Source organism: Marivita sp. (assembly GCF_051859345.1).
In the GTDB taxonomy this organism is placed as follows: Bacteria; Pseudomonadota; Alphaproteobacteria; order Rhodobacterales; family Rhodobacteraceae; genus Marivita.
Genome location: NZ_JBHYFV010000009.1, coordinates 56,532 through 80,952 on the forward strand (window position 1 = coordinate 56,532; position 24,421 = coordinate 80,952).

Sequence of the window (24,421 nt, forward strand, 5' to 3'; positions counted from 1 at the left end):
CCCCGCGCCGCATCGCTAATTCCAAACGACGGGATTTCGGGCACGGGACAGCGCAATGATCTACACCTCTGCACAGGACTGGCGGGACGCGCCGAACAAACGCGTTGTGTTGTTTGCCATGTCGGGCCTCGGCAAGACCCATATCTCGAACCTGCTGCGCGACAGCGGCGACTGGTTCCACTACTCGATAGATTACCGCATCGGCACCCGCTACATGGGCGAATACATCGCCGACAATGCCAAGCGCGAAGCGATGAAGGTGCCGTTCCTGCGGGATCTGCTGATGTCGGATTCGATCTATATCGGCTCGAACATCACGTTCGACAACCTGGCCCCCGTCGCTGCCTACCTGGGCAAACCCGGCGATCCCGCGCGCGGTGGCTCTCCAATGGATGAGTACCGCAAGCGGCAGGACCAGTTCCGTCGCGCCGAGATGGCGGCCCTGCTCGACACCGGCTATTTCATCGACCGCGCCATCGACCTGTATGGCTATCCGCATTTCGTCTGCGACACCGGTGGGTCGATCTGCGAATGGGTCGATCCCGAAGACCCGAACGATCCGATCCTGTCAGAGCTGACGAAACACGCGCTGCTGGTGTGGATCAAAGGCGACGAGGCCCATACCCAGGATCTTGTCCGGCGGTTTGACAAGGCACCCAAGCCGATGGCGTACCAACCTGAATTCCTGAGCCGCGTCTGGGACCAATATCTAAGCGAAAACAAGATTGAACAAGACGATGTTGATCCAGACGCCTTTATCCGCTGGACCTATGCGCAGGCGCTTGCACATCGTCAGCCCCGCTACCGGATGATGGCGGATCGTTGGGGTGTCACCATCGACGCCAATGATCTGATCGCAGACCCCACACCGCAAAACTTTGACACGTTGATCGCCCGCGCGCTTGACCAGAAAAGACCGTAAGACATGCCTATCAAACTGCCTAACAACCTGCCCGCCTTTGACGTTCTCAAGCGTGAGGGCGTCATGGTCATTCCCGACGAAATGGCCAGCCAGCAGGACATCCGCCCGCTGCGCATCGCGCTGCTGAACCTGATGCCCAAGAAGATCCAGACCGAGAACCAGTTTGCCCGGCTGATCGGGGCCACGCCCTTGCAGATCGAATTCAACCTGATCCGCATGTCCGAACATCAGACCCGCAACACTGCTGCCGAACATATGGAAAGCTTTTACCGCCCATTTTCCGAGGTAGCAGACAGTGGAGAAAAGTTTGACGGGTTGATTATCACCGGGGCGCCGATTGAACATTTGCCTTATGAAGAGGTGACTTACTGGGACGAGCTCACGCAAGTGATGAACTGGACCCAGACCCATGTGCATTCCACCTTTGGTGTGTGCTGGGGTGGCATGGCGATGATCAGCCATTTTCACGGCGTACCCAAGATCGAGCTGCCGCAAAAGGCGTTCGGCTGCGTCCGGCACCGCAATCTTGCGCCCGCCTCACCCTATCTGCGCGGGTTTTCGGACGATATGGTGATCCCTGTCAGCCGCTGGACCGAAATCCGCCGTGATGACGTTCTGAAAGCTGGTCTGCCGATTCTGATCGACAGCACCGAAACCGGGCCCTGCCTGATCGAAGATCCCGATCATCGCGCGCTTTATGTGTTCAACCATTTTGAATACGACAGTGGCACGCTCAAGGATGAATACGACCGGGATGTCGAAAACGGCACGCCGATCAATGTCCCTGCGAATTACTACCCGAATGACGACCCCAGCAAACCACCACAGAACCGCTGGCGCAGTCACGCGCACCTTCTCTATGGCAACTGGGTGTCCGAGATCTATCTTACAACTCCGTTCGACATCGACCAGATCGGCGCGTCCAGCACGGATCTGCGCAACAAATAGGAGGTCGCCGTGGCGATAAAGGGGTTAGGCGTCTTGCTTGGCTGTGCAGCTGCGTTGGTGCTGACCACAGCCTGCACGGCAAACTATCGCGAAGCCAGTGCCGAAGAGAGGTTTCCCCCACAGGGCACATTCCTGAACGTCAATGGCACGCAGGTGCATTATGTCACCAAGGGCGCCGGCCCGGACATCGTCCTGATCCACGGAGCCAGCGGCAACCTGCGGGATTTCACCTTCTCGCTGGTCGACAAGCTGGCCAACCGCTATCGCGTCACTGCGTTTGACCGGCCCGGTCTGGGCTACACCGAACGGGTCAATCCGAGTGGCACAACCATTGTCCAGCAAGCCAATCTTCTGGCGGATGCGTCAAACCAACTTGGCCTGCAAAAACCGATGGTTCTGGGGCATTCTTACGGTGGCGCAGTGGCGCTGGCCTGGGCGGTCGAGCGGCCCGACAGCATGTCCGCGCTCATCCTTCTTGCCGCCGCCTCAAACCCGTGGACCAGCGATCTGAGCCTCTTTTACAAGGTCACGTCAAGCGATCTGGGCAGCGCGGTCGTTGTTCCCGCTCTGACCGCCTTTGCCCCCAACCCGGTGATCGAAAGCGCCATCGAAGACATCTTTGCACCGCAAAGTGAACCCGAAGGTTATGCGGATCACGTCGGAGCGCCCCTGACCCTGCGCCGCGTCTCTTTGCGCGCCAATGCGATGCAGCGCGCCAACCTGCTGGACGAGATCACGGCTCTGTATCCCCGCTATGGCATCATCGACGTCCCGACCGAAATCGTTCACGGCGATGCAGACACCACGGTCGGTCTGTCCATCCATTCGATTCCGCTTTCCAAACAGATCGACGGCGCGAACCTAACCGTCCTCGAAGGCGTCGGCCACATGCCTCACCATGCCGCCGAACCCGAGGTCATCACCGCCATAGATCGGGCTGCATCACGAGCGGGTTTGCGTTAATCGCATTAACATCCCATATTCAAATCAGAGCAGACGACAGAAAGGGCGGAAGATGGACCTTCCCTTTGATGGTGCGATCAGCGCCTTCTTCAAGAACGATGCGCCAGAAGACATCAGAAACGCGATCAAGCGCGCGGACAAGGACGATATCATCAATCCGGATTATCCGTATTCGGAACGGATGCCGCGCAAGGCCTACCAGAAAGACCTTGACGCGCTTCAGATCGAACTGGTCAAGATGAAGACTTGGGCACGCGAAACCGGAACCCGCGTGGCAATTGTGTTCGAAGGCCGTGATGCCGCCGGTAAAGGCGGTACAATCAAACGCTTCCGCGAGAATCTTAATCCACGCGGCACCCATGTTGTCGCCTTGTCGAAACCGACCGAAACGGAAGCGACTCAATGGTATTTCCAACGCTATATCGACCATCTGCCCGCGGCTGGTGAGATCACGTTTTTTGACCGCAGTTGGTACAATCGCGCCGTGGTCGAACATGTGTTCGAGTTCTGCACCCCCGAACAACGCATGCACTTCTTCCGGCAAGTTCCTGATTTTGAACGCATGTTGGTGGATGACGGTATCAAGCTTTTCAAGATCTGGCTCAATGTCGGTCGTGCCGAACAGCTGCGCCGCTTTCTATCGCGTGAGAAAGACCCTCTAAAGCAATGGAAATTAAGCTGGATTGACGTTGAAGGCCTCAAGCGATGGGACGCCTACAGCGCCGCGATTCAGGAGACCTTTGCAAAGACGCATACCGATCATGCCCCATGGACCATCGTGCGTTCGGACGACAAGCGCCGCGCGCGCATCAACGCCATTCGCAGTGTGCTGACGCAACTGGATTACACGCGCAAAGACGCCAAGGCGCTTGGCAAGATCGACCCTAAGGTCTGTGGTGGGCCGGACATCTGGGATGAGTAAACGCGGCTATCATCATGGCAATCTCCGGCAGGCCCTGATCGACGCGGCGCTCGAGCTGATCACCGAAAAGGGCCCAACCGGCTTTACCCTGTCCGAGGCTGCCAAACAGGCGGGCGTCACCCCCGCCGCCGTCTATCGCCATTTCGAAGGCCGCGAAGACCTGATCGCCGAAGCCGCGCGCCAAGGCTACGCGATTTTCGCGGACGTGATGCAATTCGCCTATGACAGCGGCCAACCCTCGGCCCTGGCCGCGTTCGAGGCAACCGGGCGGGCATATTTAGCTTTTGCGCGAAAATACCCCGGTCATTATATCGCAATGTTTGAAAGTGGCATCTCGGTGAACCGCACTCCCGAGCTTGCCGCCGTTTCGGCTCGGGCACGCGCTGTGCTGGAACGCGCCGCCGAGGAATTGTCACAGCATATCCCACCGGAAAAGCGCCCTCCCGCCTCCATGTTCTCGGCCCATATCTGGGCGCTGAGCCACGGTGTTGTCGAACTGTTCGCCCGCAACTCCCCCGGCACCACGTCGCCGTTCCCGCCGGAAGAGCTTCTTGAATCGGGTATCGGCATATATCTGCGCGGTTTGGGCCTCATCGCGCCGGATCAGTGACGTGACAAACGGTGCGCGACGAATTACATGCCTCTCATGACACAAGAACTGCATATCGTCGGCGGCGGCATGGCCGGATCCGAGGCCGCTTGGCAGGCCGCAAACCGGGGTATTCCCGTGGTGATCCACGAAATGCGCCCCAAGGTCGAAACCTTCGCCCACAAGACCGGCGATCTGGGCGAGATGGTGTGCTCCAATTCCTTCCGCTCGGACGACCATGAACAGAACGCCGTGGGCCTGCTGCATTGGGAAATGCGCGAGGCAGGCGGGTTGATCATCGACACCGCGCACCAGCATCGCCTGCCCGCCGGTGGCGCGCTGGCCGTGGACCGGGACGCCTTCAGCGCCGCCATCACCGCCCGCCTGCATGCCCATCCGCTTGTGCGGGTCAGCCACGAGGAAATCACCGATCTGCCCGATGACGGCCAGTGGATCTTTGCCACCGGCCCCCTGACCAGCGCCGCATTGGGTCAGGCAATCCAGACCGAGACCGGCACCGACCGACTTGCCTTTTTCGACGCGATTGCCCCGATTGTCTATTTCGACAGCATCGACATGTCCAAGGCATGGCTGCAATCGCGCTATGACAAGGGCGAGACCGAAGAAGAACAACGCGCCTACATCAACTGCCCGATGGACAAGGCCCAATACGACGCCTTCATCGACGCGCTTCTCGCCGCCGACAAGACCGAGTTTCACGAGGGGGAAACCGCCGGGTATTTCGACGGTTGTCTTCCGATCGAAGTGATGTCCGAACGCGGCCGCGAAACCCTGCGCCACGGCCCGATGAAGCCCGTTGGCCTGACCAACCCGCACCAGCCCGATGTCAAACCCTGGGCCGTGGTGCAACTGCGCCGCGACAACGCACTGGGCACGCTCTACAACATCGTCGGGTTTCAGACAAAGATGAAGTACGGCGCGCAAGCCTCTGTTTTCAAAATGATTCCCGGCCTTGAGAACGCGAGCTTCGCGCGCCTTGGCGGCATTCATCGCAACACGTTCCTGAATTCCCCAACTCTGCTCGATGACCAGATGCGCCTGCGCTCCAAGCCGAACATTCGCTTTGCGGGACAGGTTACCGGCGTCGAAGGCTATGTCGAATCCTCGGCGATGGGGCTTCTGGCCGGTCGCATGGCCGCCGCCGAAATCTCCGGCCAACCGCTCCCCACCGTGCCGCAGGACAGCGCCCATGGCGCGCTCATTCATCACATCAGCGGTGGCGCCGAGGCGAAAACCTTCCAGCCGATGAACGTCAATTTTGGCCTTTTCCGCCCAGTCGAAGGACTCAAGGGGGGACGACGTGGCCGCAAGGACCGCTACAAGGCCTATACCGACCGTGCGAAAACCGCTTGGTCCAACTGGCTCGGGGCGCAGGAGTCCGCCAAGTCCGCAGCGGAATAGTGGGGTTCGTCACGCGCTTCGCGCCCAGCCCGACGGGCCAGTTGCACCTTGGCCATGCCTTTTCGGCCCTGCTGGCGCATGACATGGCGCAGGCCGCAGACGGGCGGTTTCTGCTGCGCATCGAAGACACCGATACGGCGCGGTGTACCCCTGCATTCGAAGCGCAGATCACCGACGATCTGACATGGCTTGGCCTGACATGGGAAACCCCGGTGCTGCGCCAATCCGACAACGTCGATGCCTATGATGCAGCCCTCATGCAGCTGGGTGACATGGGGCTGCTTTATCCCTGCTCCTGCACCCGAGGCGATATCCGCCGCGCGGCCTCTGCCCCGCAGGAAGGCGCGGCGATGTTTGGGCCGGACGGGATGATCTATCCCGGCACCTGTCGCCACCGCCCATGGCACGAACGACGCCATACCGATGCCGTGCGCCTTGACATGGGCAAGGCACTGGATCGCCTCGCCGACCTGCCCCAGTACATTGAGACCGGCATTCACCCGGCATTGAGGTTAACGCGCGCGCACCTTCTGCACGAGGTTGGCGACATTGTCCTGGCGCGCCGCGACACGAAATCCGCAGCCTATCACCTGAGCGTTGTTGTGGACGATGCCGCGCAAGCGATCAGCCATGTGGTTCGCGGCGAAGACCTTGCCACCGCGACCCCCATCCACGTTGTCCTTCAGGCCCTGCTGGGCCTCGCGACACCGATCTACCACCATCACCGCCTGATCCGCGACGAACACGGCAAACGCCTGGCCAAGCGCGACGATGCCCGTGCCATTGCGCTTTATCGCGCCGAAGGGGCCAGCCCGAACGATGTCCGGAAAATGGTCGGCTTGCCCGCGCCCTGATCTTCTCTGGTTCAAAAATATCTCGGGGCAGTCGCCCGAAGGGTGACAGGGGCAAAGCCCCCTGCCTACACCTCCATCGGCGCCATGATCTCGATTTCCTTGCCATCGCGGATTTCGGTGTAGAAACAGGACCGTCGGTTGGTGTGACAAGCCGGCCCTGTCTGATTGACTGTCACCAACAGGCAATCACGATCACAATCCACACGCAGCGACACCAGTTCCTGCACATGACCCGAGCTTTCACCCTTGACCCAGAACGCCTGCCGCGAGCGTGACCAATAGGTGACGTGCCCGGTCTCAAGCGTCTTGGCGACAGCGTCCGCGTTCATCCACGCCATCATCAGCACCTCACCGCTCGTGCGATCCTGTGCAATTGCCGGAATCAGCCCCGCAGCGTTATAGACCAAAGTCGCAGGATCAAAGCTCATAGGGAAAAACCTTTTTGCATCCGCCGTTTGGTCCCCTATCTATGAGGGGAACCGCGAAAGGGAAAGCCATGTCTGGCGACACCGATCTTATCAAACTCTATTCCGGCCGCATTCTTGAACTGGCGGCGGATATCCCGCACCACACGCGTCTTGACGCGCCGGGGGCCAGTGTCAAGAAACGCTCACCGCTGTGCGGGTCGACCGTGACGGTCGATGTCACACTTGAAGACGGCAAAGTCAGCGCATTTGGACAGGACGTCAAAGCCTGCGCCCTTGGTCAGGCCGCCGCATCCGTGGTGGGTGGCGCGATCATCGGGTGCACGTCGCAGCAGATTGCAGCGGCGCGCGACGAATTGCGCGCCATGCTCAAGGAAGACGGCCCCACCCCCAAGGCCCCGTTTGACGGGCTTGAAGTGTTGCGCCCGGCCGTTGCCTTCAAGAACCGCCATGCCTCGATCATGCTGACATTGGATGCGGCGTCAGAGGCTGTGGCGCAGTTGGCTGAAACGCAATCCGCCTGAATTTTACCATCCGATAAAAAAACCGCCGCACTTCAGGATCTGAAGGCGGCGGAAAGTGACGTGTTCGTTGGGGGCCGTCAAAGCTCTGAAGGCAGGCAACCTTCAATGGGACAGGTGCATCAGTTGGGACAGGATGCAAACGAGCTTTCAGGCAAAAACACGCAGGCAGAAAACAAAGTCAGACAAGCACCGGCAGGTGCAGTGCGGTCACCAGCATCACGATCAATGACATGGCCCCAAGCGCATCCTGAAGAAGCGCCGAATTGGTCTGGGCCCTGGCACTGTGAAACGAGGTCTTGATCCGCTGCATCATGGTGACGTCCTCCTTGTTGCCTCTTTGTTCTCACATTAAGAACAGCCTGTAAAGAACTTTTTAAGAACATTTGAGAACAAAAGCGGTTAACCGACCGAAATCAGCTGTATCGCCTGATCCTGCTTCATCAGGTACAAAAGGGCGCGCGCGGCCTGCCCGCGTGCAGATTTCAGGGTCGGATCATCCTGCAATAGCTTGCGCGCATCGTCCTGCGCCACGGCCATCAAACTGGCCTGTCGTTCAAGATCGGCGATCTGGAACCGGGGCAAGCCTGATTGGGCGGTGCCCAGAACATCCCCTGCCCCGCGCATTTCCAGATCGACCTCGGAAATGCGGAATCCGTCTTCGGTTTCGCGCAGAGTGGTCAGCCGTTTCAATCCCGTCTCGTTCAGCGGCGGCTGATACAGCAGCAAACAGGTCGACGCCGCCGCCCCACGCCCGACGCGCCCGCGAAGCTGATGCAATTGCGCCAAACCGAACGTTTCGGCGCGTTCGACCACCATAATCGACGCGTTGGGAACGTTGACGCCCACTTCGATCACCGTGGTCGCGACCAGAACGCCCGTTTCCCCACGCACAAACCGGGCCATCGCCGCGTCTTTGTCGGACGGCGGCATCTGACCATGTACCAGACCAACAACCCCGTCCCCCAATGCCGCGCGCAGGCGTTTGAACCGCTCTTCTGCTGCGGTCAGATCGGACAGTTCGCTTTCATCCACCAAGGGACAGACCCAATAGGCCTGCCGTCCCTGTGACACCGCTTGACGCAGATGTGCCACCACCTCGTCCATCCGTTCATTTGACAGCAACGCCGTCTTGACCGGTGTGCGTCCGGGCGGCTTTTCATCCAGCACAGACACATCCATGTCGCCATATTGCGCCAGCGCCAGGGATCGCGGAATCGGCGTGGCCGTCATGACCAGAACATCCACCGCCAGCCCCTTGCGGCCCAGTTCCAAACGCTGCCGGACCCCGAAGCGGTGTTGTTCGTCAATGATCGCCAGCCGCAGGTCGGCAAAGATCACATCTTTCTGGAACACCGCATGGGTGCCCACCAGGATCTGGATGTCGCCGCGTTCAAGCGCCGCCAGCTTGGCCTTGCGCTCTGCCCCCTTGTCCCGTCCGGTGAGCAGTTCAAGGACAACACCCGCGTCTTCGGCCAAAGGCTGCAACCCCTCAAGGTGCTGGCGCGCAAGGATTTCGGTCGGGGCCATCATGACACCCTGTCCACCGGCCTCGACCGCCGTGAGCAACGCCATAAAGGCGACAAGCGTCTTTCCCGACCCCACATCACCTTGCAGCAGGCGGTTCATGCGGTGCGCGCTGGCCATGTCATCAGTGATTTCATCTATCGAGCGCATCTGCGCGGCCGTGGGTTTGTAGGGCAGCGCCGCCAGCACCTTGCTCCGCAAATGCCCGTTGCCTGCGCTGATTATTCCGGGTTTCGCGCGTTTCTGCGCCCGCGCCAGCGCCAGTGTCAGTTGATGCGCCAAAAGTTCGTCATAAGCCAGCCGCCGCCGCGCCGGACTGTCCAGCGACAAGGCTCCGACCCCTTGCGGCGCATGCGCCATCTCCATCGCCGCACGCCAGTTTGGCCAGTTTTCGCGCTCGACAAGGGCCGCGTCAGCCCATTCCGCAAGGTCCGGCGCACGGCCAAGCGCATCCGTCGCCGCCTTGACCATCGTCTTTTGCGTGATCCCGGCAGTGAGCGGATAGACCGGTTCGAAATCTGGCAGCGTATCTGCCTCATCCGGCAAAAGCACATGGTCGGGATGCACCATCTGCGCCATTCCGTCGAAGAACTCGACCTTGCCCGACACGATCCGCCGCGCGCCGAACGGCAGGATCCTGGCAACGTAGTCACCGCGTGCATGGAAGAAGACGATCTGGAACGCGGTCTTGGCATCCTCGACCGTCACACGATACGCCCCGCCCTTGTTGCGCGGCGGGCGATGTTGGCCGATGACCACTTCGACCGTCAGCGTTCCGGGCAGGTCCGCACCTTGCACAGAGTCCCGGACACGCCGGTCCACCACCGAATGCGGCAAGGTATACAAAAGATCACGGGGCAATTCGATGCCCATGTGGCCCAGCGTGTCGGTTGTCTTCGGGCCGACGCCCTTAAGCCCGCTGAGATCGCCAAAGAGCGGAAACAGGATTTCCGGTCTGCCGCTCATGCGCCCTCGATCAGGTTGAACCAGCCGTCTTCATCAATGATCTGCACACCCAGATCCCGCGCCTTGGTTTCCTTTGATCCGGCACCGGGACCGGCCACCAACAGGTCGGTCCTGGCCGACACCGACCCCGACACCTTGGCGCCCAGCGATTCCGCCCGCGCCTTGGCCTCGGCGCGCGTCATGCGTTCAAGCGTTCCGGTAAAGACGACCGTCTTCCCCGCCACGGGACTGCCGTCGGTTTGGGGGCGTTCGGCGTCCTGCACGGTCAGATGCGCCACCAGCCGGTTGATCGACGCGCGTTCGGCCTCTTGCGCAAAGCTTGACACAAGCGAATTGGCAACCACCTTGCCGATGCCGTCGATCCCGATCAGTCCCTGCCACGCCTCGCTGTCCGGGTCCTGGGACGCGTCGATGGCGTGTTCGAAGCCGTCCCAAGTGCCGTAAGACCGCGCGAGAAGATTTGCGACAACCTCACCCACATGCCGGATTCCAAGGGAAAAGATCAGCCGCCCCAAGGGGATGGCGCGCTTTTCGTCGATGGCGTCAAAAAGGTTCTGTGCCGATTTTTCGCCCCAGCCTTCGCGGTTCTTGAGCTGTTGCATGCCGCTGCCATAGCGGTCGCGGAGCGTGAAGATGTCGGCGGGTTCAGTGATCCAGCCGTCAGTGTAGAACTGTTCGACCTGCTTTGCACCCAGCCCTTCGATGTCGAAGGCAGCGCGGGAGACAAAATGCTTGAGCTTTTCCACCGCCTGCGCCGGGCAGATCAGGCCGCCGCTGCACCGGCGGACGGCATCGCCTTCTTCGCGGATCGCTTCGGAGCCGCATTCGGGACAGAGTTTCGGGAAATCAAAGGGTTCTGACTCGTCGGGCCGTTTCTCAAGGTCGACATCCGCGACTTTCGGGATCACGTCGCCCGCGCGGTAGACCTGCACCCAGTCGCCGACGCGGATGTCCTTGCCCCCCCGGATCGGCGCCCCGTTGGAATCGCGCCCGGCGATGTAATCTTCGTTGTGGAGCGTGGCATTCGACACGACAACACCGCCAACCGTGACAGGCGTCAGCCGCGCCACCGGGCTAAGCGCGCCGGTGCGGCCGACCTGAATGTCGATGGATTCAAGCCGGGTCCAGGCCAGTTCGGCGGGAAATTTATGCGCAATCGCCCAGCGGGGGGTGGTCGATCGGAAGCCAAGCCGCGACTGGTAGCCAAGATCATCGACCTTGTAGACCACACCGTCGATGTCAAAGCCGAGGGTCGCGCGCTGTTCCTCGATCTGATGGTACTGCGCGATCATCTCGTCCGGACCGGCACACCGTTTGGTCAGTGGGTTGGTCTGAAATCCCAGCTCTTGCAGCCGCGCAATCGCATCGCTTTGGGTGTCCGCCAAAGGGCTACTGAGCGCGCCCCAGGAATAGGCAAAAAACCGGAGCGGGCGATCCCTTGTGATCGACGAATCCAGTTGGCGCAAGGATCCTGCGGCGGCGTTGCGCGGGTTGGCAAAGGTCTTGGCACCCTTTGCCGATTGACGGGAGTTGAGCGCCGCGAAATCGGCGTGGCTCATGTAGACTTCACCGCGTATTTCAAGGATGTCCGGCGCGCCGGTCAGAATTTCGGGAATGTCGTCGATGGTACGCGCATTTGCGGTGACGTTTTCACCAACGGCCCCATCACCCCGCGTGGCGGCCTGCACCAGTTTGCCATTCTCATACCGCAGAGCAAGTGACAGCCCGTCGATCTTGGGTTCCGCCGTGTAGGCCAGCGGGTCGGTTTCGGCCAGACCCAGGTAGCGGCGGATGCTTTGGTCAAAGCTGGTGATGTCGGCATCGTCGAACGCATTCGAAAGAGACATCATGCGCACTTCGTGGCGCACCTTGGCAAAGCCGTCGGCAATTGGCGCGCCAACCTGTTCGCTTGGACTGTCGGCGCGTTTGAGATCGGGAAAACGCGCCTCGATCTCGGCATTGCGCCGCTTCAGGCGGTCGTATTCCGCGTCGGTTATTTCTGGCGCATCTTCGGTGTGATAGGCGGTGTTCGCCTCGGCCAGGATGGTGGCAAGGCGATCAAGTTCAACGCGGGCGTCCGCTTCTGACAGGTCTTCGACCGCGATCTCCTGCTCTGCCATACGCCCCCCTTGGCCGGTGTTCAGGACAGAGTGATAGGACCCGTGCGGCACAGCGTCCAGATTTGAAACGCGGTGCAGGTCCAGAATATCGCCTGATCGCAGCCTGTGAAGCCATTGCGCCAAGGTTGGGGCAGACGATGCGCGAACGCATCGTTGCAGGTTTCCCGCGTCGGTGCCGTCTAGGCCCCGATGGCAATGCGTCCTTCGTCCGTCACTTCGGGATCGCGCAAGACGTACCCACGGCCCCAGACGGTTTCGATATTGCTGCCATCCCCCGTCGCTTCGGCCAGTTTCTTGCGCAGCTTGCAGATAAACACATCGATGATCTTGAGTTCCGGTTCATCCATGCCGCCATAGAGATGGTTCAGGAACATCTCTTTCGTGAGTGTCGTACCTTTTCGCAGGCTGAGCAATTCGAGCATCTGGTATTCCTTGCCGGTCAGATGGACAGTGTTGCCATCCACCTGCACCGTTTTGGTATCAAGGTTCACTTCAACCTTGCCGGTCCGAATGATGGATTGCGAATGGCCTTTTGACCGGCGGATGATCGCATGAATGCGGGCGATCAGTTCTTCGCGGTGAAAGGGTTTGGTCAGGTAATCGTCGGCGCCAAACCCAAATCCCTTGATCTTGTCTTCACTGGCATCGTTGCCGGACAGAATGAGGATCGGGGTTTCAATGCGCGCAAGGCGCAGTTGGCGCAGAACGTCAAAGCCGTTCATGTCCGGCAGGTTGATATCAAGCAGAATCAAATCGTAGTCATACAGCTTGGCCAGATCGACACCTTCTTCCCCCAGATCGGTGGAATAGACGTTCAGATTGGCATTGCCCAACATCAATTCGATGCTTTTCGAAGTCGTCGGGTCGTCTTCGACCAAGAGTACGCGCATCAAGTTTCTCCGCAATGTCAGCGTCCGGCACCGTCAAACTGACCAGAAAAGGTTAATCTTAGGTTAGCAGGAAAATCTTCATAGACACAACTTAAGATTGTTTTACATAAATGGTATTCACCTGTATCGTTGCACAGCAGTCGCTTTCAGCGCGTCGCGCCCGTGACGGGACGAGGCGGCGATCCAGGACTCCAGTTCCTCTTCGCTGAGTTCATAGCGTTGCAGCGCCTCGGTCCGTGAAATCAGGCAATGCACCACTGCATCGACAACAATGGCCTTGCGCGACGCCACCCATCGATAGGTGTTTGGCGGCGGCAGATCGGCATGCGTGAGGATCGTGCCATCCGACAGGGTCACTGTGCGCGGCCCATTGGCTTTTTTAAGATACATCATCCGGCCCTTTCCAAGCCCTGAATTCCTGCTTAGAGGCACCATGACGTGATCAGCCTTAATGTGACGTGAAGCCAAGGGTTGAGAGTATGTCGGATTTACCTATATTTCGCGCGATCACCCCACGAACCGGAGACTCCGCCAATGGCCCTCGATGCGCCGACCCTCAATTCGCTTGGATTCGCCAAGACACCTGCGGAAACCCGCGTGGTTGTGGCCATGTCGGGTGGCGTGGACAGTTCGGTTGTGGCCGCACAACTGGCCGAGGAAGGTTATGATGTCGTCGGTGTGACGCTTCAGCTGTATGATCACGGCGCGGCGCTGGCCAAGAAAGGTGCGTGTTGCGCCGGGTTGGACATCCACGATGCGCGCCGCGTGGCCGAGGACATGGGCTTTCCGCATTACGTTCTGGATTACGAAAACATCTTCAAGGATGCCGTGATCGACGAATTCGCCGACAGCTATCTGGCGGGCGCCACACCTGTGCCCTGCATCCGCTGCAACGAGCGGGTGAAGTTCAAGGATCTGCTTGAAACGGCCAAGGATCTTGAGGCCGATTGCATGGCAACCGGGCATTACATCCAGCGCAAGATGGGTGAACACGGCCCCGAACTTCACAGCGCCGAGGATGCGAACCGCGATCAGAGCTATTTCCTGTTCTCGACCACGCCGGAACAGCTTGATTACCTGCGCTTTCCGCTGGGCCATTTGCCGTCCAAGGACGCGACCCGCGAACTGGCGGCGCGCTATGGTCTGCAAGTGGCGGACAAGCCCGACAGCCAGGACATCTGCTTTGTGCCGAACGGCAATTACGCGCAGGTGATCGAGAAACTGCGCCCCGGCGCTGCGGAATCCGGCGAGATCGTACATGCCGATGGCCGGGTATTGGGCACGCATAACGGTGTGATCCACTATACGATCGGTCAGCGGCGCGGGCTTGGGATCGGGGGGCTGGAAGAACCGCTTTATGTCGTCAAGCTGGATGTCGATACCAAACAGGTGATTGTCGGTCCGAAAGAATTGCTGTCCACCCGCACCATTCCGGTACGCGAAATCAACTGGCTGGGAGGCGCGCCCTTTACCAGCCAGAGCGAATGGCATGTGTCGGTCAAGGTCCGCTCCACCCGCCCGCCGCGCGCGGCGATCCTTCGTCCGCTGTCAGACACGAGTGCCGAGGTGGAACTGCTGACCCCGGAGGAAGGCGTGTCCCCCGGTCAGGCCTGTGTCTTTTACGAAACCGCAGGGAGCCGCATCCTGGGTGGCGGCTGGATCTGGCGCGGCTGAGCAAAAAGAGATTGCGTCGGCGCGGCAGGTGATTGACCCTGACGGCAAGTGTAACGAGGACATCCTCTGATGCCCGGCGCAGCGAAAACACGGATTGTCTGTATACTGCCCCGCCTTGGCAAAAATGTCGGCGGCGGCAAGATCAAGGCGATGTTTCGCCGGATGGCCTTATTGGCCGACCGCGAGGATACGGATGTCACACTGCTCAACATCCAGCACACCTGCCGTCAGAAGATCACCTTTGCCGAGTTGGTGGCGAAAGGCATTCTGGACAAAAGGGTCAGCCATCAGTCCATTTACGAGATGTGCCGGCCGGACCAGATGGTCCAGACCCATATCGGAGTCAAAATCCCCACTTGGGACAACCGGAAGACCAAGAGCGAACTGAACACAACGACATATTTTCAAGGCAAGACACCGGTCATGCAAGACGCCGTCGAAGCGACTCCGGCAGGCGATCTCATGCTACGCAGGGTGATGACCGACCCCAACCGGGACATCCGGCTCAAGTATCTCGATGGGGATCTTGTGGAAAGTCGTGTTCGGATCGGCGACGGCGTGATCAAGAAAACCGCCTATGTGGACGGCACGCCGCGTGCAAAGACGACGCGGGACAACAAATTGTTTGTCCGGGTCGAGGATTTCGGGCTTGGCATGACCTTCCGGAACGAAGCGATGCACCACAGGGCGCTTGTGGAACGTTTTTTTCCCGATGATTGCGTCGTGTTTGTCGACGGCATCACAACGGCGTACCTGTCTCCGGCAATTCGCGCACCCAAGATCCTTTTTCTGCACGCCGATCACCGCAGACCGAATGGCACTATCTTGTCGCGCTCGCGTGCGCGGATCGACGCGTTTGACGGAGATGCCATCGTCACGGCCACACATGTCCAGAAAAAACGTCTGGAAGCCGATACGCGACATGCCGCACCGATCCGGGTGATCCCTCACTACACCACCATGACACGACGAAAGGTCGAAACCCGCAGCCATATCTGTACCGTGTCGCGGCTTGATCTGAAGGGCAAACCGATCCACCACTGCGTCGAAGCGTTCATGCGCGTCATGCATCTCATTCCGTCGTGCAATTACCTGATCTACGGCGGCGGTGTTGGGCAGGCGCGTTTGCAGCAGTTGATTGATCACCACAAATGCGGGGATCGGGTGATCCTGATGGGGCAGACTTCCGACCCCGCCGCGGTGTTCAGTTCTTCCCTGTTTTCACTGGCCCCGACCATGACCGAGGGGTTTGGACTGGCCCTTCTGGAATCGCTCACATGTGGATGTCCGGTGATCAGCTATGACGTGGATTACGGCCCGCGCGAGCTGATCCGGCCGCGCCACAACGGAGAATTGGTTACGCCAGGGGATATTGACGGTATCGCTCAAGCCATTCTGAAAGTGCACACGCATCACGATCACTATGCAGCCGCCTGCCCTGACTCGGTACAGCCCTATTCCTTTGAGGTCTACAAGTCGCGGTATTACGATCTGATCGACGATCTGCAGGGCCGCGCCTTTGGCTTTGACATCATGGCCCCGGACCTCGTGCTCGAGACCGAACATGCGCTTCAGACCGCGCCGCAGCGCTACAAGGACCAGCTTCTTGGCCTCTATATCCGACTTTGTGAACAGCGCCGCGATCTGGGGGGCATGTACAAGGGGTTTCAGCAGATGCTTGCGCAGCATCCAAACGACCATCGTCCCCTGGTGCGCTGTGTCTGGCTCAGCCGTCGCCTGGCGCGGCCGAAAGAGTGCCGTGCCTATCTTGCGCGGCTGGCAGATCGGTTTCCCCAAGAACACGCGCGCCTCGTGACGCGCAATCCCGACCTTCTGGAACTGGCCGACGCTGCTGACAGTTTGGGGTGATCGGGTCTTGGAACCGTCTCAGAGGTTGCACTTGTCGCGCATGAAGGCCAGCGCCACCGACAGACCGTCCGGGGCGATGCCATGTGCGGTGCCCTTCATGATATGGGCGAACACATCTTCCCAGCCCGCGTTCTGCAACGCCTCTGCCGCCTCGGGCAAAGATTGGGGCGGCACCACGTCATCCTGATCGCCATGCACCAGCAGGATCGGAAAGCGGCTGACCACCTCGTCGACCAACAGTTCAGGCGCCAGCAGGCGACCCGAGAACGCCACCATACCGGCGATCGGATCTTCCCGGCGCGGCGCCACATGCAGGCCCATCATCGTTCCCTGACTGAACCCGAACAGAACAACCTGCTCGGGCAGCAAATCCTCGTCCACCATGAGTGCGTCGAGAAATGCGTCCAGGTCATTGACCGCGCTGGCCATGCCGGACATCGATTCCTCTTCTGACGATCCGTCGATCCACGGGATCGGGAACCACTGAAACCCGAAGGGCGCTCCGGCACAGGCTTCGGGCGCATCGGGGGCCACGAACAGCGTATCGGGCAAGTGTTCGCCAAGCGGATCGGCCAAGCCCAACAAGTCAGGACCATTTGCACCATAGCCATGCAGAAACACCACGGCAGAGCGTGTCTCGCCGGATACCGGCTCCTTGCGGACTGCGTTCAACACCCGTGTCATGCGATCCCCTCTCGGTCTTTTGCAACGTGGTAGTAGGCCCAGAGCGCGCGCGCCGCAACCGATCTCCATGGGCTCCACGCCTCGGCCATCTGGCGCAGCGGCTTTTCCTTGGGACGGTCGGGCAGATCGAACAACATTCGGGCACTTTCCTGCAATGCCAGATCGCCCGGCGCAAACACATCCGCGCGACCCAGCGAGAACATCGCATAGATTTCGGCAGTCCAGACACCAATGCCGGTGACAGCCGTCAATGTCTTGATGACCTCGTCATTCGGCGCATGGCGCAGCGCCTCATAATTGATCCCAGCCTCGGCCAGCGCACAGGCATAGCGCGCTTTCTGTCGGCTCAGACCCAGGTCGCGCAGCCCCTCCTGATCCCGCGCCAACACCGCCTCGGGGGTTGTCGCACCAGCGTTTTCCAACTTGGACCAGATCGCACGGGCGGACGCGACGCTGACCTGCTGGCTGACGATCGCGCTCAGAAGTTGCCCGAACCCGTCTGGACGCCGCCGCAAAGGCAAATCGCCAGTCTGCTCCAACGCATGTGCAAAGCGCGGCTCGGCCTTGGCCAGCCACTCGGCCCCTTCAGCCACGCAGGCATCCGTTTCGATCAGACGTCCAACCACACCCGCTCCTTTACCCAGTCAAGCGCCGCGTCGACCGTGTTCACCACCGGACCCGTCGTCACGCGCGGTCGCGTCACCATGTAGACCGGCAGGCCCAACCTGCGGGCCGCCGCGATCTTGGGCCAGCCGCCCGGCCCTCCTGCATTGCGGGTCAGCACGGCGTCGATCCGGAACCTGCGCATAAGCGCAATTTCCTGCGCCTCGGTGAAAGGCGCGATTCCGTGCAGGTATCGCCCGTATTTCATCGGGAACGGGTCGTTATGCGCCGTCAACTGGCGCACAAACAGATGCGCATGACGCAGCGCGCGCATGTCATGCAGCGAAGGCCGCCCAAGAGTCACAAGAACCCGCGATCCAGCGGGAATCGCAAACGCCGCATCGCGCGCAGATCGCAAGGGGATCCAGGTGTCGCGCGGCGTCGGACGCCACGCCGGACGGGTCAACGTGAGACACTGCACACCCGCCTGCTCGGCCACGCGTGCGCCCAGATGCAAGGACGCGACATCGCAGGGATGGGGCGCAAGAACCAGCGCGTCGGCGGTCAGGACAAGCTCCATCAGGGCTGCGTGATCCGACGCGCCCTGCCCGGTCATCCGGTCGCGCGCAGGCAGCCACAGCCGCGACCGTCCGTCCAGCCGCGCCGCCAGGTCGCGCGCTTCGGCCGATCCGCCCAGGATCACAACCTGCCCCTGCCGTGCGGAATTTGAACCGTCGAAATCCTTCATCCGCAACCGCTTATAAAACCGCAGCACAAAGCGCCACCGACGCGCAGAGACACTTGCAGGAAATGGAATTTGGACATACGGCTGCTGACATGAGCACACTTGACCACGCCACCCCCGACGACGCCACAGAAAATCGCCGCGCCAAGCGCAACGTTTTCGTTCTGGTTCTGGCCCAAGCCATCCTTGGCGCACAGATGCCGATGCTGTTCACCGTGGGCGGGCTGGCCGGGCAGTCGCTGGCATCCAACATCTGTTTCGCCACGCTGCCGATCTCGTTGATCGTGCTCGGGTCGATGACCACGGCCACACCGATCTCGGCCTTCATGCAGAAATTCGGCCGCCGCGCGGGGTTTTTTGTCGGCGCAATGGGCGGCGCGCTGGGGGGCGCCATCGGGGCATATGGCCTGTATATCGCGTCTTTCCCGGTATTCCTTCTGGGCAGTTTCCTGACCGGTATCTACATGTCGGCGCAGGGTTTTTACCGCTTTGCAGCAGCTGACACGGCAACCGATGCGTTTCGCCCCAAAGCCATTTCCTATGTGATGGCCGGAGGGCTGGCTGCCGCGGTGATTGGTCCACAATTGGTGAAAGCCACCGCAGATTCCTATGTCGTGCCTTTTCTCGGCACCTATTTCGCGGTCATTGCGTTGAACATCGCGGGATCCGTGCTGTTCTGGTTCATTGATATCCCCAAACCCAAAGCGCCCCACGCCGATGACCCAAAGGGCCGCACCCGAATGGAGCTGTTGAAAAGCCCGCGCATCGCCGTGGCCATCATCTGCGCCATGGTCACTTACGCGCTGATGAACCTCGTGATGACATCGACCCCGCTGGCCGTTGTGGGCTGTGGCTATACCGCCGGGAATGCGGCGGATATCGTGTCGGCACATGTTCTGGCAATGTTTGCCCCGTCCTTCTTCACGGGCCATCTGATCGTGCGCTTTGGCGTCGAAAAGATTGTCGCCACCGGTCTGGTGATCCTTGCCGCCGCAGGGGCCGTGGCGCTGCAGGGTGTCGAGATCGAGAACTTCTATATCGCGCTGATCCTGCTTGGCCTTGGCTGGAACTTTGGCTTTATCGGAGCCACCACGATGTTGACGGCAGCGCATGAACCGCATGAGCGTGGTCGCGTGCAGGGCATGAATGACGTGCTGGTGTTCGGTGGTGTGACGCTGGCCTCGCTTGCGTCGGGCGGCTTGCTCAACTGTTCCGGCGGAACCCCCGTCGAAGGCTGGAGCGCCGTCAACATGGCGATGGCCCCGTTCCTGATGTTGGCGGGCGGCGCATTGATCTGGCTGATGTTTCGACCGCGCGAAGACACCGTCTGATCCCTAAAATGCGATTCAGTTTGTCGCGCGACGGGTAAAGCGACCTTCACACTTGCACGCCAAGACTGCAGGCACCTTCCACCAGAACGGTGTCTGCCATGATCCGACCGATTGTCTTTGCCCTGTGCCTGCCCTTGCTGACCAGCTGTCAGCATTACGACAAGGCCGCCCATTTTGCCGTGGGTGCCGCTGTGTCGCATGTCGTGGCGACGGAAACCAAAAGTCCAACCGCGGGATGCCTGGCGGCGATTGGCGTTGGTGTGGTGAAAGAAATGATCGACGATGTGGCAGACCCGCTCGACATCCTTGCAACCGGGCTGGGATGCAGCGTTACGATGGCATTCTGATCGACTACCAGCGCCCGGTTGCGGCCTGCCAGATCAACCGCGCCTTCCGGGCCGTTTCTGATGCGCCAAGAGTGCCATCAGCCACCCGGCGTGGATCTGCCTGCGCCTGCTTCAGAACAGGTCCCGCCTGCCACGCAGCCAACGCTATGGGCTGTGCCGCGCGAGGCATTGATCCACGTTCCCGACGGGCCTGTTGCAACCGGTTAAGCCCGTCTGCCGCCAGCGCCTTAACCGCCTCGGGTCGTCCGTCCACCAGCGGGCGGCGTCCCTGTCGTTCCAGTTCCGGCACCGCGCGCAGGAACTGTGCCAAGCCGCTGGCATATCCGAGATCTCTGAATGCTGCGGGGGTGTCGCCAGTCAATGCCTGCGACGCCGCCAACAAGAGAGAGGCCGCAGTATCTTCGATATATTTTGAAAATGCCGCATGATCTTCAAATGGATCACGATAAACATCCCAGAGCCGCGCTTCCACAACCCGCTGCAACAACCGCGCCGCCTTGGCATCCAGAACATGGGCCAATGAGGTCACCACCTCGTGCCGGCGCACCAGACCGCCTGACGCGATTTCCTCTAGCGCGTCGGTCCACCATTGCAGGCGCATCTCGGCGATGATCGCTTCCTGCGTCACCCAAGGCGCGCGGGACACCTCGACGTTGAAGGCGTAGACCGGGAACAGCACCTTGCGTGCCTCGACCGGAGCCGCCATCGTTGCGGCAAAACGGTCGGGATCGCCACGTTCGACCAGTTGCGCACAAGCGATCAGATCGGCGTCGAAGCTCATGCCGACGCGGCGTCCCGCACCAGTTTCCAGCGCACGGCATCCAGCAGCGCCTCGAAAGACGCGTCGATGATGTTGGCGCTCACGCCCACGGTGGACCAGCGTCGCCCCTGCCCGTCCTCGCTGTCGATGATGACGCGGGTGACGGCTTCGGTGCCGCCCTGGGTGATGCGCACCTTGAAATCGACCAGCCGCAGATCGTCGATCATGTCCTGATACGGTCCCAGATCCTTGGCCAGCGCCTTGGACAGCGCGTTCACCGGGCCCCGGTCATTGCCGAGTTCGTCCATCGATTCGCTGACCGACAGCTTCTTGTCGCCATCCACCTTGACCACCACGACGGCTTCGGAATGCGAGATCATCTTGTTGTACTTGTTCTTGCGCCGCTCCACCGTGACACGGTAGCGCTTGACCTCGAAGTACTCGGGCAGCATCCCAAGCTCATCCCGCGCCAGCAATTCGAAGCTCGCCTGCGCGGTGTCGTAGGAATAGCCCTCGGATTCCCGCGCCTTGATCCGATCGAGGATGCGGGCCAACGCCGGGTCTTTATCGGGCACCTCGATCCCGGCCTCGGCCAGACGGCGGCGCAGGTTCGACTGACCCGCCTGATTGGACATCGGGATGATGCGGCGATTGCCGACCAGGCCGGGCTCGATATGTTCGTAGGTCGTGGGGTTCTTCAGGATCGCGCTGGCGTGCAATCCGGCCTTGTGGGCAAAGGCGGACGATCCGACATAGGCCGATTGCTTCATCGGCACCCGGTTCAGGATTTCGTCCAGCATCCGGCTGATCTGGGTCATGCCCTCCAGCGCGTCGTGGGTGACCCCCGTCTCAAAGGTACTCGCGTAGGGTTCCTTGAGCAGCAGCGTCGGGATCAGCGCGGTCAGGTTCGCATTGCCGCAGCGTTCGCCCAGCCCGTTCAGCGTGCCTTGAATTTGGCGCGCACCCGCATCGACAGCAGCCAAGGTCGCGGCAACGGCCATTTCGGTGTCATTGTGGGTGTGAATGCCCAAACGGTCGCCGGGGATGCCTGCCGCGATCACCGCGGCGGTGATGTGCGACACTTCGCTGGGAAGCGTTCCGCCATTGGTGTCACACAGGACGATCCAGCGGGCGCCGGAGTCGAACGCGGCGTGCAGGCAGGTCAGGGCGTAATCGGGGTTGGCCTTGTACCCGTCGAAGAAATGTTCCGCGTCGAACAGCGCCTCGCGGCCTTGCGACACGATATGGGCCACCGAGGCGCGGATGTTTTCGGTGTTTTCCTCAAGCGTGATGCCAAGGGCGGCTGAGACATGGAAATCATGCGTCTTGCCGACCAGACAGACCGCGCTGGTTCCGGCGTTCATCACGGCCGCAAGCACGTCGTCGTTTTCGGCGGACCGGCCCGCGCGCTTGGTCATGCCGAAGGCGGTGATGGTGGCCTTGGTGTGTCCGACCTCGTCGAAAAACGCAGAGTCAGTGGGGTTGGCACCGGGCCAGCCACCTTCGATATAGTCGATGCCAAGCGCGTCGAGCGCCTCGACAATGCGGTGCTTTTCCGGGGTCGAGAATTGCACGCCCTGGGTTTGCTGCCCGTCGCGGAGTGTGGTGTCGTAGAGGGTGAGGCGGGTTTTGGTCATCGGTTGGCCTTTGCGGTGAGGGCCGCGCCCGACCCTGGGTGGGCGCATCTTTCGGTCGAGCGGTGCGAGGCGGCGTCACGCGCATGACATTGGTTCGGAGCGAGCGGGTAGCCAATGCGCCCTCCCGGGGGGAGGATCGGGCGCGGCCCGGCGTGCCGCCGGGCGGAGTGGTTCGAGCGGAGTATCATTCAAGGTGCTCCCATTCGCCGATTTTATCCGAAGTTGCGTTGAGCACCCATTTCGTACCTTCTGGTGTATCAGAGATCATCACGCCGATATCTGCGAGCTTGTCTCGAATTTCATCAGCGCGAGCGAAGTCTTTTCGATTTTTGGCGTCCGCTCTCTCGTTAATCCAGAACTCAGCTTTCTTCACAAATCCGTCCGTCGGAGTATCCGCTTCTGACAACCACCATTCCGACATATTTTCCGTCAAAAGCCCCATCATCTGCGCTCCGGCTGCCAGTGCAGGGGCGTCGACCTCGCCGGCAAACTTGTGCAGCGACGCAATCGCCCCAGCCGTATTCAGATCATCCGACAAAGCTTCGACCACTTCGGCAGGCACGGCACCGGGTGCCACCCCATCCGTCAACGCCCGCCACTTGCGCAGCGTCGCCTCGGCCTCTTCCCGCTTCTTCTCAGTCCAATCCATCGGCTTGCGGTAATGCGTGCTCAGGAACACAAACCGGATCACCTCACCCGGTACGCCCTGCTCCAGCAAATCCCGAACGGTAAAGAAATTGCCCAGCGACTTGGACATCTTCTTGCCCTCGACCTGCAACATCTCGTTGTGCAGCCAGTACCGGGCAAAGCCATGTCCTGCACATTTGCTCTGCGCAATCTCGTTCTCGTGGTGCGGGAACATCAGGTCGTTGCCGCCTCCGTGGATGTCGAAATCATCGCCCAAGAGGTCATAGGCCATGGCCGAGCATTCGATGTGCCAACCGGGGCGACCCCTTCCCCAAGGACTGTCCCAACCGGGAAGATCGTCCGAGGACGGCTTCCACATGACGAAATCCATCGGGTTGCGCTTGTAGGGTGCGACCTCGACCCGCGCACCGGCGATCATGTCATCGACCGACCGGCCCGAGAGTTTGCCATAGCCCTCTTTCCACGTGTCGACCGCGAAGAGCACATGGCCTTGCTCAACATATGCATGCTTTTCCTTGATCAGGTCTTTGATCATCGCGATCATCTGCGCGATATAGCCCGTCGCGCGAGGCTCTGCGGTGGGGCGCAGCGCACCAAGCGCGTCCATATCGGCGTGATACCAGCCAATCGTCTCGTCCGACCGTTCCCGGATTAGCGCCTCAAGCGTTCCGTCTGCCCCCGCTGCGCGCCGCTTTTGGGCGGTTTCGTTGATGCGGTCATCCACATCGGTGAAGTTGCGCACATAGGTGACGTGCTCGGCCCCATAGACATGGCGCAGAAGACGAAACAGCACGTCGAACACGATCACCGGCCGCGCGTTGCCCAGATGGGCGCGGTCATAGACGGTGGGTCCGCAGACATACATCCGCACATTTTCAGGATCGAGAGGAACAAACTCCTCTTTGGTGCGGGTGGCAGTGTTGGTCAGCCGAATGGTCATAGGTCCGTCCTCGCGGAAAACGTCGCGGCGGGCGTATCAACTTCGGTTCAGTAAGGGAATAGAAGACCGGCCCGCCAGATGGATTAGCAGGGAATGCAGCAAAGAATGGGTGCC

At 60.6% G+C, this 24,421-nt stretch carries 24 protein-coding genes; 12 read left to right on the forward strand and 12 right to left on the reverse strand.

Features of this window, described 5'->3' with window-relative positions; genetic code table 11:
* Window positions 1–55 precede the first annotated feature (55 nt).
* The 7 genes from ACTIEN_RS08255 to gluQRS are packed head-to-tail and all read left to right on the forward strand — an operon-like array spanning window position 56 to window position 6,620.
* Entirely contained in the window at window positions 56–922 is an 867-nt protein-coding gene (locus ACTIEN_RS08255; protein WP_439522649.1) for an ATPase, read from the forward strand.
* Window positions 923–925: 3 nt separating this feature from the next.
* On the forward strand, window positions 926–1,870 hold the full coding sequence (locus ACTIEN_RS08260) for a homoserine O-succinyltransferase (RefSeq protein WP_439522650.1): 945 nt from the start codon (window positions 926–928) through the stop codon (window positions 1,868–1,870).
* Window positions 1,871–1,879: 9 nt separating this feature from the next.
* The gene (locus ACTIEN_RS08265) at window positions 1,880–2,833 is read left to right on the forward strand and encodes an alpha/beta fold hydrolase (RefSeq protein WP_439522651.1); all 954 of its coding nucleotides are present in this window, start codon (window positions 1,880–1,882) and stop codon (window positions 2,831–2,833) included.
* Between the two features lie 52 nt (window positions 2,834–2,885).
* Window positions 2,886–3,755 (forward strand): polyphosphate kinase 2, encoded by an 870-nt coding sequence (gene ppk2, locus ACTIEN_RS08270; protein WP_439522652.1) that lies wholly within the window; start codon window positions 2,886–2,888, stop codon window positions 3,753–3,755.
* Window positions 3,748–4,365: a TetR/AcrR family transcriptional regulator gene (locus ACTIEN_RS08275; RefSeq protein ID WP_439522653.1), complete on the forward strand. Its 618-nt coding sequence runs from the start codon at window positions 3,748–3,750 to the stop codon at window positions 4,363–4,365. The genes ppk2 and ACTIEN_RS08275 overlap by 8 nt, the downstream gene beginning before the upstream one ends.
* Window positions 4,366–4,401: 36 nt before the next feature.
* Complete coding sequence (gene trmFO / locus ACTIEN_RS08280; protein WP_439522654.1) at window positions 4,402–5,766, forward strand: methylenetetrahydrofolate--tRNA-(uracil(54)-C(5))-methyltransferase (FADH(2)-oxidizing) TrmFO; 1,365 nt, start codon at window positions 4,402–4,404, stop codon at window positions 5,764–5,766.
* Window positions 5,766–6,620 carry a tRNA glutamyl-Q(34) synthetase GluQRS gene (gene gluQRS / locus ACTIEN_RS08285; RefSeq protein ID WP_439522655.1) on the forward strand — a complete coding sequence of 285 codons (855 nt, stop codon included), beginning with the start codon at window positions 5,766–5,768 and terminating at the stop codon, window positions 6,618–6,620. Before trmFO ends, gluQRS begins: the two co-directional genes overlap by 1 nt.
* Before the next feature lie 65 nt (window positions 6,621–6,685).
* Here the strand turns inward: gluQRS and hisI are convergent, their stop codons facing one another.
* Window positions 6,686–7,048 carry a phosphoribosyl-AMP cyclohydrolase gene (gene hisI / locus ACTIEN_RS08290; RefSeq protein WP_439522656.1) on the reverse strand — a complete coding sequence of 121 codons (363 nt, stop codon included), beginning with the start codon at window positions 7,046–7,048 and terminating at the stop codon, window positions 6,686–6,688.
* 68 nt (window positions 7,049–7,116) lie between these two features.
* Between hisI and ACTIEN_RS08295 the strand changes: the two genes are divergently transcribed.
* On the forward strand, window positions 7,117–7,569 hold the full coding sequence (locus ACTIEN_RS08295; protein ID WP_439522657.1) for an iron-sulfur cluster assembly scaffold protein: 453 nt from the start codon (window positions 7,117–7,119) through the stop codon (window positions 7,567–7,569).
* 178 nt (window positions 7,570–7,747) lie between these two features.
* On the opposite strand, the gene ACTIEN_RS08300 is transcribed toward ACTIEN_RS08295, so the two are convergent.
* The 5 genes from ACTIEN_RS08300 to sciP form a co-directional block, all read right to left on the reverse strand.
* Window positions 7,748–7,882 carry a hypothetical protein gene (locus ACTIEN_RS08300; RefSeq protein WP_439522658.1) on the reverse strand — a complete coding sequence of 45 codons (135 nt, stop codon included), beginning with the start codon at window positions 7,880–7,882 and terminating at the stop codon, window positions 7,748–7,750.
* An 86-nt stretch (window positions 7,883–7,968) separates the two neighbouring features.
* Entirely contained in the window at window positions 7,969–10,059 is a 2,091-nt protein-coding gene (gene recG / locus ACTIEN_RS08305; protein ID WP_439522659.1) for an ATP-dependent DNA helicase RecG, read from the reverse strand.
* Window positions 10,056–12,179 (reverse strand): NAD-dependent DNA ligase LigA, encoded by a 2,124-nt coding sequence (ligA, locus tag ACTIEN_RS08310; RefSeq protein WP_439522660.1) that lies wholly within the window; start codon window positions 12,177–12,179, stop codon window positions 10,056–10,058. Before ligA ends, recG begins: the two co-directional genes overlap by 4 nt.
* A gap of 179 nt (window positions 12,180–12,358) precedes the next feature.
* On the reverse strand, window positions 12,359–13,069 hold the full coding sequence (gene ctrA / locus ACTIEN_RS08315; RefSeq protein WP_439522661.1) for a response regulator transcription factor CtrA: 711 nt from the start codon (window positions 13,067–13,069) through the stop codon (window positions 12,359–12,361).
* A 117-nt stretch (window positions 13,070–13,186) separates the two neighbouring features.
* Complete coding sequence (gene sciP / locus ACTIEN_RS08320) at window positions 13,187–13,459, reverse strand: CtrA inhibitor SciP (protein ID WP_439522709.1); 273 nt, start codon at window positions 13,457–13,459, stop codon at window positions 13,187–13,189.
* 144 nt (window positions 13,460–13,603) lie between these two features.
* Here sciP and mnmA point away from each other — a divergent pair, with 144 nt between their 5' ends.
* Window positions 13,604–14,743 (forward strand): tRNA 2-thiouridine(34) synthase MnmA, encoded by a 1,140-nt coding sequence (gene mnmA, locus ACTIEN_RS08325; protein ID WP_439522662.1) that lies wholly within the window; start codon window positions 13,604–13,606, stop codon window positions 14,741–14,743.
* A 69-nt stretch (window positions 14,744–14,812) separates the two neighbouring features.
* Complete coding sequence (locus ACTIEN_RS08330; protein WP_439522663.1) at window positions 14,813–16,612, forward strand: glycosyltransferase; 1,800 nt, start codon at window positions 14,813–14,815, stop codon at window positions 16,610–16,612.
* Window positions 16,613–16,630: 18 nt separating this feature from the next.
* Here ACTIEN_RS08330 and ACTIEN_RS08335 read toward each other — a convergent pair whose 3' ends face one another.
* The 3 genes from ACTIEN_RS08335 to ACTIEN_RS08345 are packed head-to-tail and all read right to left on the reverse strand — an operon-like array spanning window position 16,631 to window position 18,647.
* The gene (locus tag ACTIEN_RS08335; RefSeq protein ID WP_439522664.1) at window positions 16,631–17,296 is read right to left on the reverse strand and encodes an alpha/beta hydrolase; all 666 of its coding nucleotides are present in this window, start codon (window positions 17,294–17,296) and stop codon (window positions 16,631–16,633) included.
* Window positions 17,293–17,922: a DNA-3-methyladenine glycosylase family protein gene (locus ACTIEN_RS08340; RefSeq protein ID WP_439522665.1), complete on the reverse strand. Its 630-nt coding sequence runs from the start codon at window positions 17,920–17,922 to the stop codon at window positions 17,293–17,295. The genes ACTIEN_RS08335 and ACTIEN_RS08340 overlap by 4 nt, the downstream gene beginning before the upstream one ends.
* Window positions 17,907–18,647: a precorrin-6A/cobalt-precorrin-6A reductase gene (locus tag ACTIEN_RS08345; protein WP_439522666.1), complete on the reverse strand. Its 741-nt coding sequence runs from the start codon at window positions 18,645–18,647 to the stop codon at window positions 17,907–17,909. The genes ACTIEN_RS08340 and ACTIEN_RS08345 overlap by 16 nt, the downstream gene beginning before the upstream one ends.
* 89 nt (window positions 18,648–18,736) lie before the next feature.
* On the opposite strand from ACTIEN_RS08345, the gene ACTIEN_RS08350 reads away from it, so the two are divergent.
* Together ACTIEN_RS08350 and ACTIEN_RS08355 are read left to right on the forward strand one after the other, a co-directional pair.
* Window positions 18,737–19,975 (forward strand): MFS transporter, encoded by a 1,239-nt coding sequence (locus ACTIEN_RS08350; RefSeq protein ID WP_439509180.1) that lies wholly within the window; start codon window positions 18,737–18,739, stop codon window positions 19,973–19,975.
* A gap of 98 nt (window positions 19,976–20,073) precedes the next feature.
* Entirely contained in the window at window positions 20,074–20,322 is a 249-nt protein-coding gene (locus ACTIEN_RS08355; protein WP_439522667.1) for a hypothetical protein, read from the forward strand.
* Between the two features lie 4 nt (window positions 20,323–20,326).
* On the opposite strand, the gene ACTIEN_RS08360 is transcribed toward ACTIEN_RS08355, so the two are convergent.
* The 3 genes from ACTIEN_RS08360 to cysS form a co-directional block, all read right to left on the reverse strand.
* Window positions 20,327–21,103, reverse strand: coding sequence for a squalene/phytoene synthase family protein (locus ACTIEN_RS08360; RefSeq protein WP_439522668.1), 777 nt, complete (start codon window positions 21,101–21,103; stop codon window positions 20,327–20,329).
* Window positions 21,100–22,719 (reverse strand): citramalate synthase, encoded by a 1,620-nt coding sequence (gene cimA / locus ACTIEN_RS08365; protein ID WP_439522669.1) that lies wholly within the window; start codon window positions 22,717–22,719, stop codon window positions 21,100–21,102. Before cimA ends, ACTIEN_RS08360 begins: the two co-directional genes overlap by 4 nt.
* 184 nt (window positions 22,720–22,903) lie before the next feature.
* On the reverse strand, window positions 22,904–24,307 hold the full coding sequence (gene cysS / locus ACTIEN_RS08370; protein WP_439522670.1) for a cysteine--tRNA ligase: 1,404 nt from the start codon (window positions 24,305–24,307) through the stop codon (window positions 22,904–22,906).
* Window positions 24,308–24,421 lie beyond the last annotated feature (114 nt).

What these genes read in the sequence shown, in the direction of transcription:
- ACTIEN_RS08255 (WP_439522649.1), top strand. Translation starts at nt 56, where the DNA reads ATGATCTACACCTCTGCACAGGACTGGCGGGACGCGCCGAACAAACGC.
- ACTIEN_RS08260 (WP_439522650.1), top strand. Translation starts at nt 926, where the DNA reads ATGCCTATCAAACTGCCTAACAACCTGCCCGCCTTTGACGTTCTCAAG.
- ppk2 (WP_439522652.1), top strand. Translation starts at nt 2,886, where the DNA reads ATGGACCTTCCCTTTGATGGTGCGATCAGCGCCTTCTTCAAGAACGAT.
- ACTIEN_RS08275 (WP_439522653.1), top strand. Translation starts at nt 3,748, where the DNA reads ATGAGTAAACGCGGCTATCATCATGGCAATCTCCGGCAGGCCCTGATC.
- trmFO (WP_439522654.1), top strand. Translation starts at nt 4,402, where the DNA reads ATGACACAAGAACTGCATATCGTCGGCGGCGGCATGGCCGGATCCGAG.
- hisI (WP_439522656.1), bottom strand. Translation starts at nt 7,048, where the DNA reads ATGAGCTTTGATCCTGCGACTTTGGTCTATAACGCTGCGGGGCTGATT.
- ACTIEN_RS08295 (WP_439522657.1), top strand. Translation starts at nt 7,117, where the DNA reads ATGTCTGGCGACACCGATCTTATCAAACTCTATTCCGGCCGCATTCTT.
- ACTIEN_RS08300 (WP_439522658.1), bottom strand. Translation starts at nt 7,882, where the DNA reads ATGATGCAGCGGATCAAGACCTCGTTTCACAGTGCCAGGGCCCAGACC.
- recG (WP_439522659.1), bottom strand. Translation starts at nt 10,059, where the DNA reads ATGAGCGGCAGACCGGAAATCCTGTTTCCGCTCTTTGGCGATCTCAGC.
- ligA (WP_439522660.1), bottom strand. Translation starts at nt 12,179, where the DNA reads ATGGCAGAGCAGGAGATCGCGGTCGAAGACCTGTCAGAAGCGGACGCC.
- ctrA (WP_439522661.1), bottom strand. Translation starts at nt 13,069, where the DNA reads ATGCGCGTACTCTTGGTCGAAGACGACCCGACGACTTCGAAAAGCATC.
- sciP (WP_439522709.1), bottom strand. Translation starts at nt 13,459, where the DNA reads ATGTATCTTAAAAAAGCCAATGGGCCGCGCACAGTGACCCTGTCGGAT.
- mnmA (WP_439522662.1), top strand. Translation starts at nt 13,604, where the DNA reads ATGGCCCTCGATGCGCCGACCCTCAATTCGCTTGGATTCGCCAAGACA.
- ACTIEN_RS08330 (WP_439522663.1), top strand. Translation starts at nt 14,813, where the DNA reads ATGCCCGGCGCAGCGAAAACACGGATTGTCTGTATACTGCCCCGCCTT.
- ACTIEN_RS08335 (WP_439522664.1), bottom strand. Translation starts at nt 17,296, where the DNA reads ATGACACGGGTGTTGAACGCAGTCCGCAAGGAGCCGGTATCCGGCGAG.
- ACTIEN_RS08345 (WP_439522666.1), bottom strand. Translation starts at nt 18,647, where the DNA reads ATGAAGGATTTCGACGGTTCAAATTCCGCACGGCAGGGGCAGGTTGTG.
- ACTIEN_RS08350 (WP_439509180.1), top strand. Translation starts at nt 18,737, where the DNA reads ATGAGCACACTTGACCACGCCACCCCCGACGACGCCACAGAAAATCGC.
- ACTIEN_RS08355 (WP_439522667.1), top strand. Translation starts at nt 20,074, where the DNA reads ATGATCCGACCGATTGTCTTTGCCCTGTGCCTGCCCTTGCTGACCAGC.
- ACTIEN_RS08360 (WP_439522668.1), bottom strand. Translation starts at nt 21,103, where the DNA reads ATGAGCTTCGACGCCGATCTGATCGCTTGTGCGCAACTGGTCGAACGT.
- cimA (WP_439522669.1), bottom strand. Translation starts at nt 22,719, where the DNA reads ATGACCAAAACCCGCCTCACCCTCTACGACACCACACTCCGCGACGGG.
- cysS (WP_439522670.1), bottom strand. Translation starts at nt 24,307, where the DNA reads ATGACCATTCGGCTGACCAACACTGCCACCCGCACCAAAGAGGAGTTT.